The organism is Eubacterium sp., from assembly GCF_057858645.1.
In genome coordinates this window covers 1-16,000 of record NZ_DBLZZO010000023.1, presented here as the reverse complement: position 1 = coordinate 16,000, position 16,000 = coordinate 1, and the positions used below count along the sequence as shown (strand labels likewise).

Here is a 16,000-nt window from a genome sequence, read left to right as displayed (position 1 = left end):
AGGAAATTATGCTAGCTAGGGAAAGACAAAATAAAATTGTAGAGATGGTGAATGCTAATGGTTCTGTCTTAGTAAAAGAATTAAGTGAAATGTTCGAAGTCACTGAAGATAGTATTAGAAAAGATTTATCATTATTAGAAAAGAAAGAACTGCTTAAGAAAACATACGGTGGAGCAGTAAGAAACAGAGTCAATACTCATGAACTCTATGTTTCTCAACGTAAAGGAAAAAACGTTGAGGAAAAAAAGAAAATTGCAAAAAAAGCATTTGAGTTAATAGAAGAAGGAGATTTTATTTTCTTAGATATCTCAACTATTAATATAGAGTTGATTAAGTTAATTGTTGAAGCTAACCTTAATGTTACTGTTGCAACTAACATGATTGATGTAATGCTTGGTTTTACAGCATCTTTAGATACCAATTTGATTTTCGTAGGTGGTAAGTTGAACAGAGGACGTGATGGCTTTATTGGTTCATATACTAATAAACAAATTGGCGAATTCAGTTTTGACAAGGCATTCATGGGAGTTGTAGGTGTAGACATTAAGAGAAACAAAGTTTACACATATACAACAGACGATGCATTAACCAAAAAAGTCATTATGGAAAATAGTGAGAAATGCTATATGCTAATGGAAAGCACTAAGTTTGCAAGAGAAGGTAATTACAGATATTCTTCAATAGATGAATTTGAAGGAATTATTTTAGATGAAGAACCAAGTGAAGAAGTACAAAAGCATTTGTCAGACAAGAAAGTAACAGTTTTATATTAGGAAAACTACAACTACAAATTAAGATAAGACGTTGCATTAATGAATTTGATTTAGTGAAAAAATCAGATTAATTAATGTGACGTTTTTCTTTTAAAACAATGTAGATTTTTGTATAATATTGACTATAAGATAAGAGCGGAAAAATATAAAAATAAAAAAGTATATGATGGAAAAAAATACATATTTTCCATACAAAACATAATAAATGTATAAAAAATGGGACTTTTTTTAACTAGAAACAATAAAAAACAATAAAAAGTAATAAAAAACAATAAAAAATCGTTGACTTAGGTTAAACAGGGATGTACAATTAAATTATCAAATAGGAGGTGGAACTATGAGTGATTTAATCAAAACAGATAGAATTGAAACATTGAAGAATAGAATGTTATCTCTTCCTAGATATGCTTCAATAGAGCAGGCAAAAATTATTACAGACACATACAAAGAGCATGAGGGAGAACCAAGAATTATGCAGAGAGCATATTCACTTAAGAATGCTCTTGAGAAAATAAACATAAGCGTTGAACCAGAAGAATTAATTGTTGGAAATAGAACAGCAGGAGTTAGATATGGAGTAGTATTCCCAGAGAGCGGTAGCACATGGGTAGATAAGGAATTTGAAACTCTTCCAACAAGACCCCAGGACAAATTTAACGTAAATGAAGATGACATTAAATATTTTAGAGATGTTATTTATCCATATTGGCAGGGAAAATCATTAGAGGATGTTCTCAGATCAAGATATGGTGAAGAAATTGATGAAATTGCAAAGGTTGTTAAGATTAACCAGAAAGACCATGCACAGGGACATATTAACCCTGACTGTGAAGGTTGGTTAAAGAAAGGGCCGGCTGGATTAAAGGCTGAGGCTGAAGAACATTATGCAAAGGAAACAGACGAAGATAAGAAACTTTTCTATAAGAGTGTTGTAACTGTTATGGAAGGAACAATTAATTTTATACAGAGATATCGTGACCTTTTAAACGAGCAGGCTGATGAAAATCCTGAATGGGCTGATAACATGAGAAATGTTGCAAAGATTTGCGATAACATTTCAAAGAGACCGGCAGAAACATTTCATGAAGCAGCTCAGGCATTATGGTTCTTATTCGTTATTTTACAGATGGAATCAAATGCATCATCTTTCTCACCGGGAAGAGCCGATAATTTTATGTATCCATATTATAAGCATGATATTGATGCAGGAATCGCGGACAATCAGTCAATACTTGAAATTATCGAAAGCTTATGGCTTAAGTTCAATGAGATTGTTTATATGAGAAATAAAAACAGTGCCAAGTTCTTCGCAGGTTTCCCAATTGGATTTAATATTGCAGTTGGTGGTCAGGATGAAAACGGAGAAGCTTTTGAAAATGAATTATCATATTTATTCTTAAAGGCACAGGAGCACATTGGTCTTCCACAACCTAACCTTTCAGTAAGATTGTGTGAAAAGACAAGTGATAAATTATTGAAACAGGCAATTAAAGTTGTTTCTTTAGGAAGTGGTATGCCACAGTTCTTTAATGACAAGGCTATCGTTCCAGCAATGATTGAAAATTTAGGCGTTGAAGAAAAGGATGCCAGAAATTATGCAATTGTTGGTTGTGTAGAACTTACAACACAGGGAGATAACTTAGGCTGGTCTGACGCAGCAATGTTTAACTTAAACAAGGCATTAGAACTTACATTAAATAATGGTAAGTGCTTAATAACAGGAAAACAGTTGGCACCTGACAGAGGTAACTTAACAACATTTGATACATTTGAAGATTTAGAGAAAGCGTTCAAGGAAAACATCGATTACTTTATGGATAAGATGATTCTCGCATGTGAACAGGTTGAACAGGCTCATATGGATCTTCTTCCAACACCTTTCTTATCATCAGTAATCAAAAACTGTATGGATAAGGGAATGGATGTAACAAAAGGTGGAGCAAAATACAACTTATCAGGCATTCAGATGATTCAGATTGCAAACCTTGCAGATAGTTTGGCAGCAATTAAACAGTTAGTATATGATGAAGGAAAAGTTAGCAAGGAAAGATTGTTAAAAGCCCTTCAGACAAACTATAAAGACGATGAAATCCTTAGAACAATGCTTCTTAACAAAGTTCCAAAATACGGAAATGACGTAGAATGGGTTGATGAATTAGGAGCAAAATGGGCAGGATATTTCAGAGAAAGAATTGGAAATTTCAAAAACTATCGTGGTGGAAAATATCATACAGGAATGTATACAGTTTCTGCGCATGTACCTATGGGTGAAAATGTTGGTGCATCTCCTGATGGAAGATATTCAGGAACACCATTAGCAGATGGTGGTATGTCACCGGTATATGGTCGTGACGAACATGGCCCTACAGCAGTTCTTAAATCAGTATCAAGACTTGATAAGAACTGGACAACAAACGGTGGACTTCTTAATATGAAGTTTTTACCTGAATTCTTTAAGACAGAGAACGGAATTGATAAGTTTGCTAAGATGCTTAGAACATTTGTAGATTTAGAAATTCCACATATTCAGTTCAACGTAGTTAATAAAGAAGACTTGTTAGCAGCTAAGAAGAATCCTGAACAGTATAGAAACTTAACAGTTCGTGTTGCAGGTTATACAGCATATTTCGTAGAACTTGCAGGAGAATTACAGGATGAAATTATTGCAAGAACAAGTTATAACGATATCTAAAAAACTCCGGTGGTTGAACCACCGGAGATAACATAAAAGTGTTTGGAAGGGATGAGTCATATGAAAGGATATGTTTTTGATTTTAAAAGATTTTCAACACATGATGGTAATGGAATACGAACTACAATTTTTTTAAAAGGGTGTACTCTTAATTGTGTATGGTGTCAGAATCCGGAAGGCATTTCCATAAAGCAAAGACCACTATATTTTCCAAACAAGTGTATTCATTGTAAGACTTGTGTTCACCTGTCAGAAAATGGTGGTGTAACAGAAGAAGAGGGCAAGATTAAATTAGATGTTTCTAAGGAAGAAGATTGGGAACATATAATTGATAGTTGTCCGGCAGTTGCATTGACAATGGATTCAAGGAAAATGACAGTAGAGGAAGTTGTAGAAGAGGCCAGCAAAGATGCACCATTTTTTAAGTACGGTGGTGGAGTTACTCTTTCGGGCGGTGAACCTTTATACCAGCATGAGTTTGCAATTGAAGTTTTAAAAGAATTAAAGAAAAAGAACATTGCTACAACAATTGAAACTGCTTCTCACATACCAACAAGAATATATCAGGAAGCAATGAAGTATATTGATCATGTTTTTGCGGATTTGAAAATTATTGATTCAGCAGACCATAAGAAATATACCGGTGTGGACAATGAACTTATAAAACAGAATTTGGAATGGTTGTTATCCTCAAAGAAAGCGAAGGATGTAATTATAAGAACACCTTTGATTCCGGGAATGACTACCAGTGAAGAAAACATTGCAGGAATTGCAAGATTCATATCAGATATTTATCCTGATGTTAAGTACGAGATACTTAATTACAATCCATTAGCACAGGCAAAATATGATATGGTTGACAAGCAGTTCTGTTTTGAAGATAACCCACCGTTATATAGCGATGAACAAATGAGAGCATTTGGAAAAATTGCTACAGATAATGGAGTAAAAAATCTCATTTTAGAAATATAGTGTAAGTGCAGAAGACAAAGGTCACAATATCTAAAATAAATTACAGATAAAAATTGAAATTAAAGATTAATATGTACCTAATTAACTTAATGTTAATTTAAATAAACAATAAAGAAAGAGAAAATTTGGAGGTATCAAAATGAAATTTATTATTGATGATGCAAACATAGCTAAGGTTAAGGAAATTTGGGATTTATATCCATGTGATGGTGTAACAACTAACCCATCAATTCTTGCAAAAAGCGGAAGAAATCCTTACGAAGTTTTATCAGAACTTAGAGAAATCGTTGGAAAAGATGGCGAGCTTCACGTACAGGTAGTATCAAAAGATGCTGAAGGAATGATTAAAGAAGCTGGCGTTATTAGAGAAAAATTAGGAGAAAATACATTTGTAAAGATTCCTACAACTCCACAGGGCTTAAAGGCTATGAAGACTTTAGCACCACAGGGAGTAAATATTACAGCTACTGCTATTTACACACCAATGCAGGCATTCTTAGCTGCAAAGGCTGGAGCTAAATACACAGCACCTTACATTAATAGAATAGATAACTTTGGATACAATGGCGTACAGGTTGCTATGGATATCCAGGATATTTTTGAAAATAACAATCTTCCATGTGAAGTTCTTGCAGCAAGCTTTAAGAACTCACAGCAGGTACTTGAACTTACAAAATACGGAATTGGTGCAGCAACAATTGGTTGCGAAGTTATTGAAAACCTTATTAAGAATAAGGCAATTGATGCAGCAATCGATGTATTCAATTCAGATTTTGCTTCAATTACAGGCGAAGGGAAGACAATGGCTGATTGCTAATTCACAATCTCTTTCTAATAGGCGGGTTTCACCTACGGGTGGCCCGCTGTTTTTTTTATATAATAAGAAATTCCTTTAGAATTTCTTATTATATAAAAAACGTTCCACTAGGGAAGCACACTCGTGCGAAAGGAAAAATGTTGCTTTCCAATTAAAAATCCCAGTCACTATAACTATCATAGCTACTATATCCGCCTAAACTATTAGAAATAGATGAACCTACCATTGATGCAGCCATTGAAGCTACAATCGCAACGGCAACAATAGTTAAAACAAAAGAAATTAATAAAGCATATCCTTTTTTGTCAGAGCTAATATCAGCTAAATCAATATAGCTAATTATAAACATTAAGGATGCATATATCATTCCGACATATAAAACTAACATTCCCAAAAGCGGAATAATCATCATTAATATAACTGAAACCACAAGTACGATAGTATTAATAAAAGCATTAACACCTACTAATGAAACAGCATCGCTGAATTTCATCGAACCTTTAAAGAATGTACTTGTTGTTAAAACGAGTAAACCAGCCAATGCAAAATAGTAAGCTGCAAATATTAAAGCAAACATAAGTGAGACTGAAAAAGCAGAATTACTTATAAGCGAACCCAAAATAGGTATACGGTATAAAGCTGTTGCACTTGTACTAATAAGTATAAAAAACATAAGAAATGTTACGATTATATTTGTGCAAATCATTAAGATGCCGTAGGTAGAATCTTTCTTATCTGCGAATTCTTTTGCAATACCTGTTGGTGATTTAAAGAAACTTGTGAATTTTGAAAAGATGAATTTAAACTTTTCAAAAACAGCATTTGCTTTACCAGCTTCGAAAGTTGCTTTAGTATCTGAGGAGTTACTGTTTGCATTTTCATTAGTTGCTGACTGTGAATTGCTATTCTGATTTTTATCTTTATTGCTTGAAGAATTATTATTTTCAGAAGCAATGGAGCTCTCTGCATTTACAGAATTAATGTCAGATTCTGGGTTGCAAGTGTTTGGGTTTGTAGTTTCATTATTAGAGTTTTGTGCATTTGGATTAGTTGTTACATTATCCTGGCAGTTGCACACTTCGCCGTCTTCTAGCGGTTTACCGCAGTGGATACAAAATTTTGCCATTGTTATCCCCCTCCTAAATTATTATTAAAATATATTTAAACAGATTATTATATGAAAAGAATTATAAGAATCTGATTAAACGTTACATAAACTTAGATAATTGTACAAAAAAAAGGAGTAATATGTCAAATTATGCAAAAAGCTCATAGGATAAATACAAAAAAATAGTGTAGGTAGTCAATAAATATTTTAAAATATTAGAAAAATAAGGTCGAAAAGATTCATAAATAATGATAAAATAAAGATTATATGAAAAATTGTACAGACAAAAGGATAAATGTAAAAAAGTGTTCAGGAGAAAGGAATCTGTATGCATATAGTAGTGTGTGATGACGATAAAGGTTGTTGTACAAAAATAGAAAAATGGGTGAAGGAATACAAAACTATAGAAAGTGTCGATATAACAGTGGACGTTTTTTATAGTGCAGAGACTTTAATTGAAAAAATGAAAACAGGATATTTTTTCGACATGATATTTCTAGATATAGAATTACCGAAAAAAACAGGAATTGATTTAGGAAAAATTATTGTAGAAAAATATGATGAACGCTTAGTAAGTATAGTATTTATTTCAGGTAAAAATATTTATTGCGAAAAGCTGTTTGATTTGGAACCGCAGAATTTTCACTTGAAACCTATAGAAAAAGAAATGGTTTTCAATGATTTGAAAAAATATGTGGATAGAAATAGAAACAATAGAGCAATTTTAAAGTACAATGAAAACGGTGTGAAGAAGGGTATATACATTGGAGATATAATTTATATTGAGGCTCGTGAGAAAAATCTGGATGTATATACTAATGATGGAAAGATGACACAAATTCGAGGAAGCATCAAGAACATAGAAGATGAATTTGGCATGTATTACATAGTTAAGTGTCATAAATCCTATGCAGTAAATGCAAAGTATATAGAACGTTATGTTAATAAAAATCTTATATTGAGTAATGGAAAAACTATAGCTGTTGGCAGAAAATATGTACAAAAAATAAAAGAAATATGGTCTAAGTACGAGGAGGATTCGTTTAGATAATGGAAACTATAATTTTTTTAGCAACAGGAATTTTACAGGTATATGAAATAGATATATTATGTAAAGGTTTTTTCAAAGAACAGAGAACTAATAGGATACAATCTTATATGGCATATTTTATAACATATTGTCTCATATCTTTTCCATATTTACTATTTAATATTCCGGTATTAAATACAGTATGCTCTTTTTTAGGAATTATCGTAACGGCTATTACATATAAAGGAACAGTTAAGAAACAAATAGCATCTGTATTTCTATTTATGGCGACAATGTGTTTGTCTGAAGGGATAGTGGCATTTGGTGTAGGAGCCTTTACCCCGGAAGTATTCCAACGAAATGAGTATTATTCATTAACAGGAACAGTGTGCCTTCCAATCGTTCAGCTTGTTGTAGTATTGTTGTTGAGAAACTTTAGCAACATACGTGACGGAGAACATATTTCAGCAGTATATTGGATAATATCAATATTCCTACCAATATCATCAATAGTAATGTTTTATCTATTTTGTAGAAATATAACACACAATGATGTTGCAATTATAACTTGTGTAATTATTTTGATTGTTATAAATGTTTTCGTTTTCTACTTATATGATGAGGTGGCGAAAAATTACAAGTTAGAAAGTAAAAGTAGAGAGCTGGAGTTACAAACAAAATATCAGGAACAACAGTTGAAAACAATGAATGATTCTGTTGAAAAAATCAGAGCATTAAAACATGAATTCAAGAAACATTTTTCCATGCTGGAAACTTTAAGTGAAAGTAAAAATTATGAGGAACTTAACAAGTATTTGCAGGAAATTAATGCAGGCTTTAATCAGGCAAACAAATATATAGAGTCCGGAAATATAGTAATTGACAGCATACTAAATTACAAACTTCAGGAAATGTATGAAAAGGACATAAAAGTAGACACAGAAATTGTACTGCTGGAAAAACTGGACATATCATTTTATGATTTCAATATTATTCTGGGAAATCTCCTTGATAACAGCATTGAGGCAGCAGAACAAACAGAAGAAAAGTACATAAAAATTTATATAACCTATAGAAAACACAAATTAGACATTGAGATACATAATACTACAAATAATAAAGTGGATATGAACAATGTAAAGACAACCAAAAAAGATACAGTAAATCATGGGTATGGAATCAAAAACATAAAAGAAATTTTGAATAAGTACGAAAGTGTATATGATGCAGAGCAGGATGGAAATATGTTCAAAACAAAAATGTGCATTTTCATGTAAAAAGATAACCTTAAAAAGTTTTTATTTTGAAAAGCTGCTTAAATTTTATTATTAGGATATTTAAGTAGCTTTTTCTATATGATAGGAAGTCCTTTTATGCTACTTATAAATCTACAAATTCCGAGAAAAAACAAGAAAAATTTCTTAAATTGCAAGAAAAAAGTGTCGTTCATTCCCAAAAAACTACCGTTTATCGCAAAAGTGAACTTTTGGGGCAAAAATGTGCTATCGTATAAGGCATAAAAAGGAAAGGAGGAAAAACATTATGAAAAAGGAAAAATTTATAAAAGGCTTTGCAAATGTTTTAGCTGCTGTAGCTGTTACAGTAACATCTGGTGTTGCAACAACAGGTTGTTTTGCTTTTTTACATCAGCCGGAACTTCCAAAGGGAGCAGAAAAACTTAGAAAATTCAAATAGGAAAAATTTAATTGGTAAGATTTAAAAATTACCATGAAGTAACAAATGAAAAGAACTACAAAGGAAATAGATAAAATGACAAACATGCTAACTAATTTTATTATTCAGCATAGCGATGTTAAAAGGGAAGACGCAGACATAATCGCATTCGGCGTAAAATATGGATTAATTACATTGGCAGAAATATTGGGAATGGTTGTTATATCTTTTCTTATGAGAGAACTTATTCCGGGAGCGGTTATATTAATCGCTTTTATTTCTATTAGAGTTTATGCAGGTGGCTATCATGCGAAAACTTTACCAAGATGTGTCGTAATGTCCACCATTTTGTTTACATTGATAATTCTTGGTTACAAAATGTTATACTTGCCGATAATTGTTAAGGGACTAATTGCATTATTTTTGGGAGTATTAATATTGATATTTAGTCCGGTTGAAAATGATAATAGAAGATTATCTGAAAACGAGAAAAAAGTATTTAAAAACAGAGCGCTTCTTTTCTATAGCATAAGCTTGATAATTTTTATGTTAATCAAAAAATTATCCAACATATTAGTGTGGGCGTATTTGATGATTCTTGTAGTGTTAATTTGGGGCATTGTAAAAGAGAGAATGAAAATGACTAGCGAGCGCTAGGTTGAAAATGAAGAACAAAAGAAAGGAATCAACAGGCAGAGGATGGCGGCTTTGGCGCTTTGAATAAACACTGGCAGTTGGTTTTGTGAAAAGCTTCAAAAAATCTAGGAGGATAGGTTTTTTGAGGCTTTTTTGATAAAATAAGAAAAAAAAGAATAACAGAAAAATAGCAAATAGTTTTTGATAATAAGAAGGAATTAAAAAAATGGGGAGTTGATATAGGAGACAGCAAAGAAGGAAAAGATGACTTTTTGTGTTATTCTTTTGGGTATGAAATTAAAAGAATATATCATAGCAAATATAATCCGGATAGAGAGTGGGATAATATTTTTTAAATAACATTACACAGGAAAGGGGCATTTTATGTCTAAGAAAAGAATTCTTATAGGTATAATAATTTTATGCCTAATGACAGTGGCAATATTTTGTATAAATGACTACAGACATCAGGAATATTATCACGACATAGAAAAAATAGTATCAGAATCTATAAAGGGAAATATAGATAGTGATGCCATAGACAGTGAGGCTGGGAAGAAATTATATGATTATGTACAAGATATGTATAAGGAATATGATGGCTTAGACGTAAAAGAAGCTGAAGGTTTATGGGATGAAGCAGACTGGAATGAAAAAACAGTTTGGATTAATGAAACTTTTAGTGGAAAGTTAAAGAATTCCTCAAAATCAGAAAAGACTGAGAATGCAGAGAGCTTTAAGATATTTTTTATTATAAAAAACGGCAATGTGTATATCAAAAAAGCAGGTGTATCTGTTAGCGAGGAAGGTGAATATATTTCTGATTTGGATAAATAGGTTCGTTTAATACAACCATGAAGATATAATAAAATTTATACAGGAAAGATAGGTAAAAATTATGGAGATATGTCTTGCATTAATCGCAATGATTGTAATAATTCTTATTTGCTTTATTGTGAAAAAGGTTACAAAAAATAAAAAAAGACCAATATCAATTTTATTAATTATAATCGGCGTTATAGTTGTTAGTGCTGTAGGCATTGGTTTTGTAAAATTCTCAAATGATGAGCAGTATGTTGTGGTCAATGAAAATAATCAGGAAGTATCAATAAAGTTAAAGAATCATAAAGATTATTTTGGATACAAGTTTTATAGATTTAGCAGTTTTGATTCAGAAGAAAGCGTGCTTAAGGAACTTAAAGAAAATGGTTATAATGCATATTATGATGAAGATACAAAGAAAATTTTAATAGAGTATGAGAATGACACTTTTGAGATTAAAAAGGAGAAATCAGAAAAATTGTTGTTTGTAAATCGATACAGCTATATTTTTTGTAAAAATAATGGAAATTAGTGTAAGTATAAATCCAGCTAAAATTCCACGATTTTACTAAATACATAATTGACAAACTACCTATAAAATAATAGAATTAGTGGGTATGACAAACGCGTTGAAAGGAAGAGTAAACTCTAACAAAGCTAACAGAGAGTTCTGGTTGGTGAAAAGGAACAGTGGAGTGAAAGTTGAAGATGGCCCTGGAGCGGTGAAGGTGAGTATAGTATATGAGCCGTCAACGGTTACACCCGTTATAGTGTTAATGAGGTCTGAAAGTTTAACATATTTCATTGAAGATATTTTGATGATTGATTATGAATAGATAATGAAATTTCAGATAAAGTAAAGTGGTACCACGAAGTCAACCCTCTCGTCTTTACAAGAAGACGGGAGGGATTTTTTTCATATAAAAGGAAATTCTATTAGATAAATTTCACAGTTAGACTGTAGAGAGTGTAGAAATAAAATGGGATTTCAGAAAAATAGTAGAAGGAGAAGTAAAATGAGCAAAACATATTATTTAACAACAGCAATTGCGTACACATCAGGCAAGCCACATATTGGCAATACTTACGAAGCAATTTTGGCAGACAGTATTGTACGTTTTAAAAGACAGCAGGGATATGACGTAAGATTTCAGACAGGAACAGATGAACATGGACAGAAAATCGAAATAAAGGCAGCAGAAGCAGGAGTAACACCAAAGGAATTTGTTGACAAAACAGCAGGTGTTATTAAAGAAATCTGGGATCAGATGAACACATCATACGACAGATTTATTAGAACAACTGATCCTGACCATGAAAAACAGGTTCAGAAGATTTTTAAGAAATTATATGACCAGGGCGATATTTACAAGGGTTACTATGAAGGTATGTACTGTACACCTTGCGAATCATTTTTTACAGAATCACAGTTAGTTGATGGAAAATGTCCTGATTGTGGTAGAGAAGTAACTCCGGCAAAGGAAGAAGCTTACTTCTTTAGAATGAGCAAATATGCAGACAGATTAATTGAACACATTAACACACATCCTGAATTTATACAGCCTGAATCAAGAAAGAACGAAATGATGAACAACTTCCTTCTTCCGGGACTTCAGGATTTATGCGTTTCAAGAACATCATTCAAATGGGGAATTCCAGTAGACTTTGATCCTGACCACGTAGTTTATGTATGGATTGACGCATTATCAAACTATATTACAGGATTAGGATTTGACCTTGATGGAAACAGTGATCCAATGTTTGAAAAATATTGGCCTGCAGACCTTCATTTAATTGGAAAAGATATTTTAAGATTCCATACAATTTATTGGCCAATTATGCTTATGGCACTTGATCTTCCACTTCCAAAGCAGGTATTTGGACATCCTTGGTTATTACAGGGTGATGGTAAGATGAGTAAGTCAAAGGGTAACGTAATTTATGCTGATGATTTAGCAAGTATTTTTGGCGTAGATGCAGTTAGATACTTTGTACTTCATGAAATGCCATTTGAAAATGATGGAACTATTACATGGGATTTAATGGTTGAGAGAATGAACTCAGACCTTGCAAATACATTAGGAAACCTTGTAAACAGAACAATTTCAATGTCAAATAAATATTTTGGTGGCGTTGTTGAAAACAAGGGTGTAGAAGGTGACGTTGACGCAGACTTTAAGAAAGTTGTATTAGAAGCACCTGTTAAAGCAGCAGAAAAAATGGATAAATTACGTGTTGCAGATGCAATTACAGAAATTTTTGCATTATTTAAGAGAAGTAACAAATATATTGATGAAACAATGCCTTGGGCTTTGGCAAAGGACGAGACACAGCAGGACAGACTTGCAACAGTTCTTTACAATTTAATTGAAGCAATTAATATTGGTGCAAGTTTACTTGAGCCATTTATGCCTGAAACATCAGCAAAGATTTTAGCACAGATTAACGGTGTGCCAAGAGCTTTTGATGATATGACTGAATTTGGTAAATACCAGTCAGGAAACAAGGTTGTAGAAAAGCCTGAAATTCTTTTTGCCAGAATGGACCAGAAGGAAGTAATGGAAAAAGTTAAGGAAATCGAGGAAGCACAGAAGGCAGAAGTTCAGGGAGAAAAATATCCTGAAGTTGAAAAGAAGCCTGAAATTACAATTGATGACTTTGACAAAATCCAGATTCAGGTTGGTGAAGTTATTAAGTGCGAGCCTGTTAAGAAGGCAAAGAAACTTTTAGTTTCACAGATTAAGATTGGCACAGAAACAAGACAGATTGTTTCCGGTATTGCAAAATACTATAAGCCTGAAGAAATGGTTGGAAAGAAAGTGGCTGTTATTACTAACTTAAAACCATGTAAACTTTGTGGTGTTGAATCACAGGGTATGATTCTTGCAGCAGGAGATGATGAAGGAAATCTTTCTGTTGTAACAGTTGATAAGGATATTGTAGCAGGAAGTGAAATCTGCTAAAGTTATATGTAGGTTCGGGGCTTTGCCCCTGAGCCCATTAAAGCAATAGTGCTTTAGCATCAGGAGGAAATAAAATGATTTTTGATACACATGCTCACTATGATGACGAGGCTTTTGATGACGACAGAGAGCAACTTTTAGAGAGAATGAGAAACAGAGGAGTTGAGTATATTGTTAATGTTGGAGCTTCAATGGCATCATGTAAAAGCACAATAGGTTTAATTAGAAGATTTCCATATGTATACGGAGCGTTGGGAGTACATCCTGACGAAGTGGCTGAGCTAACTGACGATGATTATAATTGGTTAGCTAAGAGCGTGTATAAACCTAAGATTGTAGCTGTTGGTGAAATTGGATTGGATTATCATTGGAATGACAATAGGGAGCAGCAGATTGCAGCTTTTGAAAGACAGATGGACATTGCAAGAAAAGCAGAACTTCCAATTATTATTCACAGTAGAGATGCTGCAAAAGATACATACGATGTAATGAAGTCAAATAAGGCAGATGAAATTGGCGGAGTTATTCATTGTTTCTCATATACTAAAGAAATGGCAAAGCAGTTTTTAGATATGGGATTTTATCTTGGAATTGGCGGCGTTGTTACTTTTAATAATGCAAAAAAACTTCAGGAAGTTGTGGAGTATATGCCTATGGACAGAATGGTTATAGAAACAGATTGTCCATATCTTGCACCTGTTCCAAACAGAGGTAAGAGAAATGATTCCTTTAATCTCCCTTATGTTGTAAGTAAAATTGCTGAAATTAAAGGTATAAGTTCCGATGAGGTAATTGACATAACAAGCGAAAATGCAAAGAAGTTATACGGAATTGTACAAAATCAAATATAAATTTGATTAGTGAATTAAAGCAAATTAAAGTTTTAAATTAATTTTATATTAATTATAGAAGTAATTAGTGAGGTATTATATGGCATATTTAGGTTCGCCTAGTGCAACTAAAGAAATTATTAATAAATACAGTTTTGCTTTTCAAAAAAAATTTGGACAAAACTTTCTAATTGATTCTAATATATTAGAGAGCATTGTAAGTGCGGCTGATATTACAAAGGATGATTTCGTCCTTGAAATTGGACCTGGAATAGGAACAATGACACAGTATTTATGTGAGGCAGCGCGTCAGGTAGTGGCTGTTGAAATTGATAAAATGCTTATTCCAATTTTAAAAGATACATTGTCTGAATATGATAATGTAGAAGTGATTAATCAGGATGTTTTAAAACTGGATATTAAAGCTCTTGCACAGGAAAAGAACAATGGAAAGCCAATTAAGGTTGTAGCTAATTTGCCATATTATATTACAACACCAATTATTATGGGCTTGTTTGAAAGCAAGGTCCCTATTGAAAGTATTACCATTATGGTACAAAAGGAAGTTGCCGACAGAATGCAGACAGGTCCCGGTTCAAAAGATTATGGTGCTTTATCTCTTGCGGTTCAGTATTACGCAGATGCTAAGGTGCAGTTAAATGTATCAGCGTCATGTTTTATGCCAAGACCTAATGTGGATTCTGCAGTAATCAAATTAACTGCTCATGAAAAGCCGGTGGTTGATGTTGACGAAACATTAATGTTTAAAGTAATTAGAGCAAGCTTCAATCAGAGAAGAAAAACGTTAGTCAATGGCTTGAAAAATTCTTCCGAATTGGACTACACAAAGGAAGAAATAGTTCAGGCAATTAAAGCAATTGGCAAAGAAGAAAACATCCGCGGAGAAAAGTTGACTTTAGAAGAATTTGCTGCATTAAGTAATAGCTTGAAGGTGGTAAGGGAGAAATAAAAATAAATGAAAACCTATTGGATAGAAAGAATATCTGATAGGTTTTCTTTTATTTGGAAGTTTGCTGATTTGATATAGTAGATGGTATAATAAATAAGGATTGACGAGTGAGCAGGTTTTAAGTATACCGTAACGATATAATTATTTTAAAGGAGGGCGAGTTATGATTTACTAAAATTAAAGAAAAGTGCATTTGTTGTTGGAACGATGACGGAAACTGTTAGAGGATGGCTTTAAACGAATTGATGTGCCGGAAAACGATTTAAAATTATTAAATTCGTTAATAAATTAATCGATAATATAAAAAATATTTTAACGGAGTTGTATTGTGATATCAGTATAGCTTCTTTTTTTTATACAATAAGTGTAACACGCATTTTTGATGTTTCAAAAACATATAATTTACAAAAATAGGAACTGCTCTATTGGTAAAACATGATATCAGTAAAAAGTTATAAAAAAATGGAAATTTTCATGGCGATTATTCTGCTTGTTTCCGTAACTGCAATTGCCTGTAACATGGAAAAAGTAGTGAAAGAGCCGACAAAAGAAAATGGCGAAGTAGTAACCACAAAAAATTTTAATGGAAAAACTGTTGTAATTGATCCGGGGCATGGAGGTTGTAGATAACGCAAGTGATGAAAACAACGAAAATACAAGGAGAAAGGCAACTGTTGTACCTATTAAAATAGAATATGTGTGAGAGGACAAGC

Annotated in this window: 15 protein-coding genes and 1 other annotated feature; of the genes, 14 read left to right on the top strand and 1 reads right to left on the bottom strand. The window is 32.6% G+C overall.

Annotated elements, in window-relative coordinates; all coding sequences use genetic code 11:
* The first annotated feature begins 8 nt into the window (after nt 1–8).
* The 4 genes from ACZM4J_RS08840 to ACZM4J_RS08825 all read left to right on the top strand — a co-directional run bounded on the left by ACZM4J_RS08840 (nt 9) and on the right by ACZM4J_RS08825 (nt 5,254).
* Complete coding sequence (locus tag ACZM4J_RS08840) at nt 9–773, top strand: DeoR/GlpR family DNA-binding transcription regulator (RefSeq protein ID WP_022165976.1); 765 nt, start codon at nt 9–11, stop codon at nt 771–773.
* A gap of 337 nt (nt 774–1,110) precedes the next feature.
* The gene (locus ACZM4J_RS08835; protein ID WP_022165975.1) at nt 1,111–3,465 is read left to right on the top strand and encodes a glycyl radical protein; all 2,355 of its coding nucleotides are present in this window, start codon (nt 1,111–1,113) and stop codon (nt 3,463–3,465) included.
* Between the two features lie 60 nt (nt 3,466–3,525).
* Nucleotides 3,526–4,437, top strand: a complete 912-nt coding sequence (locus ACZM4J_RS08830; RefSeq protein WP_022165974.1) for a glycyl-radical enzyme activating protein — start codon at nt 3,526–3,528, stop codon at nt 4,435–4,437.
* A 139-nt stretch (nt 4,438–4,576) separates the two neighbouring features.
* A complete protein-coding gene (locus ACZM4J_RS08825; RefSeq protein ID WP_022165973.1) occupies nt 4,577–5,254 on the top strand; it encodes a transaldolase family protein in 678 nt (225 codons plus the stop codon).
* 151 nt (nt 5,255–5,405) lie between these two features.
* On the opposite strand, the gene ACZM4J_RS08820 is transcribed toward ACZM4J_RS08825, so the two are convergent.
* A complete protein-coding gene (locus ACZM4J_RS08820; protein ID WP_022165972.1) occupies nt 5,406–6,380 on the bottom strand; it encodes a Yip1 family protein in 975 nt (324 codons plus the stop codon).
* Nucleotides 6,381–6,690: 310 nt separating this feature from the next.
* Here ACZM4J_RS08820 and ACZM4J_RS08815 point away from each other — a divergent pair, with 310 nt between their 5' ends.
* The 10 genes from ACZM4J_RS08815 (at nt 6,691) to ACZM4J_RS08770 (ending at nt 15,917) form a co-directional block, all read left to right on the top strand.
* The gene (locus ACZM4J_RS08815) at nt 6,691–7,413 is read left to right on the top strand and encodes a LytR/AlgR family response regulator transcription factor (RefSeq protein ID WP_022165971.1); all 723 of its coding nucleotides are present in this window, start codon (nt 6,691–6,693) and stop codon (nt 7,411–7,413) included.
* Entirely contained in the window at nt 7,413–8,669 is a 1,257-nt protein-coding gene (locus ACZM4J_RS08810) for a sensor histidine kinase (protein ID WP_022165970.1), read from the top strand. The genes ACZM4J_RS08815 and ACZM4J_RS08810 overlap by 1 nt, the downstream gene beginning before the upstream one ends.
* Nucleotides 8,670–8,934: 265 nt before the next feature.
* The gene (locus ACZM4J_RS08805) at nt 8,935–9,087 is read left to right on the top strand and encodes a cyclic lactone autoinducer peptide (protein ID WP_022165969.1); all 153 of its coding nucleotides are present in this window, start codon (nt 8,935–8,937) and stop codon (nt 9,085–9,087) included.
* 45 nt (nt 9,088–9,132) lie between these two features.
* Nucleotides 9,133–9,723 carry an accessory gene regulator ArgB-like protein gene (locus ACZM4J_RS08800; RefSeq protein ID WP_022165968.1) on the top strand — a complete coding sequence of 197 codons (591 nt, stop codon included), beginning with the start codon at nt 9,133–9,135 and terminating at the stop codon, nt 9,721–9,723.
* Nucleotides 9,724–10,086: 363 nt separating this feature from the next.
* Complete coding sequence (locus ACZM4J_RS08795; protein WP_022165967.1) at nt 10,087–10,539, top strand: hypothetical protein; 453 nt, start codon at nt 10,087–10,089, stop codon at nt 10,537–10,539.
* Between the two features lie 61 nt (nt 10,540–10,600).
* On the top strand, nt 10,601–11,056 hold the full coding sequence (locus ACZM4J_RS08790; protein ID WP_302689722.1) for a hypothetical protein: 456 nt from the start codon (nt 10,601–10,603) through the stop codon (nt 11,054–11,056).
* A gap of 88 nt (nt 11,057–11,144) precedes the next feature.
* Nucleotides 11,145–11,419: a binding site (T-box leader), on the top strand.
* 121 nt (nt 11,420–11,540) lie between these two features.
* Nucleotides 11,541–13,487 carry a methionine--tRNA ligase gene (metG, locus tag ACZM4J_RS08785; RefSeq protein ID WP_489485989.1) on the top strand — a complete coding sequence of 649 codons (1,947 nt, stop codon included), beginning with the start codon at nt 11,541–11,543 and terminating at the stop codon, nt 13,485–13,487.
* 74 nt (nt 13,488–13,561) lie between these two features.
* The gene (locus ACZM4J_RS08780; protein ID WP_022165963.1) at nt 13,562–14,338 is read left to right on the top strand and encodes a TatD family hydrolase; all 777 of its coding nucleotides are present in this window, start codon (nt 13,562–13,564) and stop codon (nt 14,336–14,338) included.
* Nucleotides 14,339–14,417: 79 nt separating this feature from the next.
* Complete coding sequence (gene rsmA, locus ACZM4J_RS08775; RefSeq protein WP_022165962.1) at nt 14,418–15,287, top strand: 16S rRNA (adenine(1518)-N(6)/adenine(1519)-N(6))-dimethyltransferase RsmA; 870 nt, start codon at nt 14,418–14,420, stop codon at nt 15,285–15,287.
* A 474-nt stretch (nt 15,288–15,761) separates the two neighbouring features.
* Complete coding sequence (locus ACZM4J_RS08770; protein WP_489485987.1) at nt 15,762–15,917, top strand: hypothetical protein; 156 nt, start codon at nt 15,762–15,764, stop codon at nt 15,915–15,917.
* Nucleotides 15,918–16,000 lie beyond the last annotated feature (83 nt).

Excerpts from the sequence above, each read along its gene's own strand:
- ACZM4J_RS08800 (WP_022165968.1), top strand. The coding sequence starts at position 9,133 with ATGAAAAGAACTACAAAGGAAATAGATAAAATGACAAACATGCTAACT.
- ACZM4J_RS08770 (WP_489485987.1), top strand. The coding sequence starts at position 15,762 with ATGGCGATTATTCTGCTTGTTTCCGTAACTGCAATTGCCTGTAACATG.
- ACZM4J_RS08790 (WP_302689722.1), top strand. The coding sequence starts at position 10,601 with ATGGAGATATGTCTTGCATTAATCGCAATGATTGTAATAATTCTTATT.
- ACZM4J_RS08840 (WP_022165976.1), top strand. The coding sequence starts at position 9 with ATGCTAGCTAGGGAAAGACAAAATAAAATTGTAGAGATGGTGAATGCT.
- ACZM4J_RS08795 (WP_022165967.1), top strand. The coding sequence starts at position 10,087 with ATGTCTAAGAAAAGAATTCTTATAGGTATAATAATTTTATGCCTAATG.
- ACZM4J_RS08835 (WP_022165975.1), top strand. The coding sequence starts at position 1,111 with ATGAGTGATTTAATCAAAACAGATAGAATTGAAACATTGAAGAATAGA.
- ACZM4J_RS08825 (WP_022165973.1), top strand. The coding sequence starts at position 4,577 with ATGAAATTTATTATTGATGATGCAAACATAGCTAAGGTTAAGGAAATT.
- ACZM4J_RS08810 (WP_022165970.1), top strand. The coding sequence starts at position 7,413 with ATGGAAACTATAATTTTTTTAGCAACAGGAATTTTACAGGTATATGAA.
- rsmA (WP_022165962.1), top strand. The coding sequence starts at position 14,418 with ATGGCATATTTAGGTTCGCCTAGTGCAACTAAAGAAATTATTAATAAA.
- ACZM4J_RS08805 (WP_022165969.1), top strand. The coding sequence starts at position 8,935 with ATGAAAAAGGAAAAATTTATAAAAGGCTTTGCAAATGTTTTAGCTGCT.
- ACZM4J_RS08815 (WP_022165971.1), top strand. The coding sequence starts at position 6,691 with ATGCATATAGTAGTGTGTGATGACGATAAAGGTTGTTGTACAAAAATA.
- metG (WP_489485989.1), top strand. The coding sequence starts at position 11,541 with ATGAGCAAAACATATTATTTAACAACAGCAATTGCGTACACATCAGGC.
- ACZM4J_RS08780 (WP_022165963.1), top strand. The coding sequence starts at position 13,562 with ATGATTTTTGATACACATGCTCACTATGATGACGAGGCTTTTGATGAC.
- ACZM4J_RS08820 (WP_022165972.1), bottom strand. The coding sequence starts at position 6,380 with ATGGCAAAATTTTGTATCCACTGCGGTAAACCGCTAGAAGACGGCGAA.
- ACZM4J_RS08830 (WP_022165974.1), top strand. The coding sequence starts at position 3,526 with ATGAAAGGATATGTTTTTGATTTTAAAAGATTTTCAACACATGATGGT.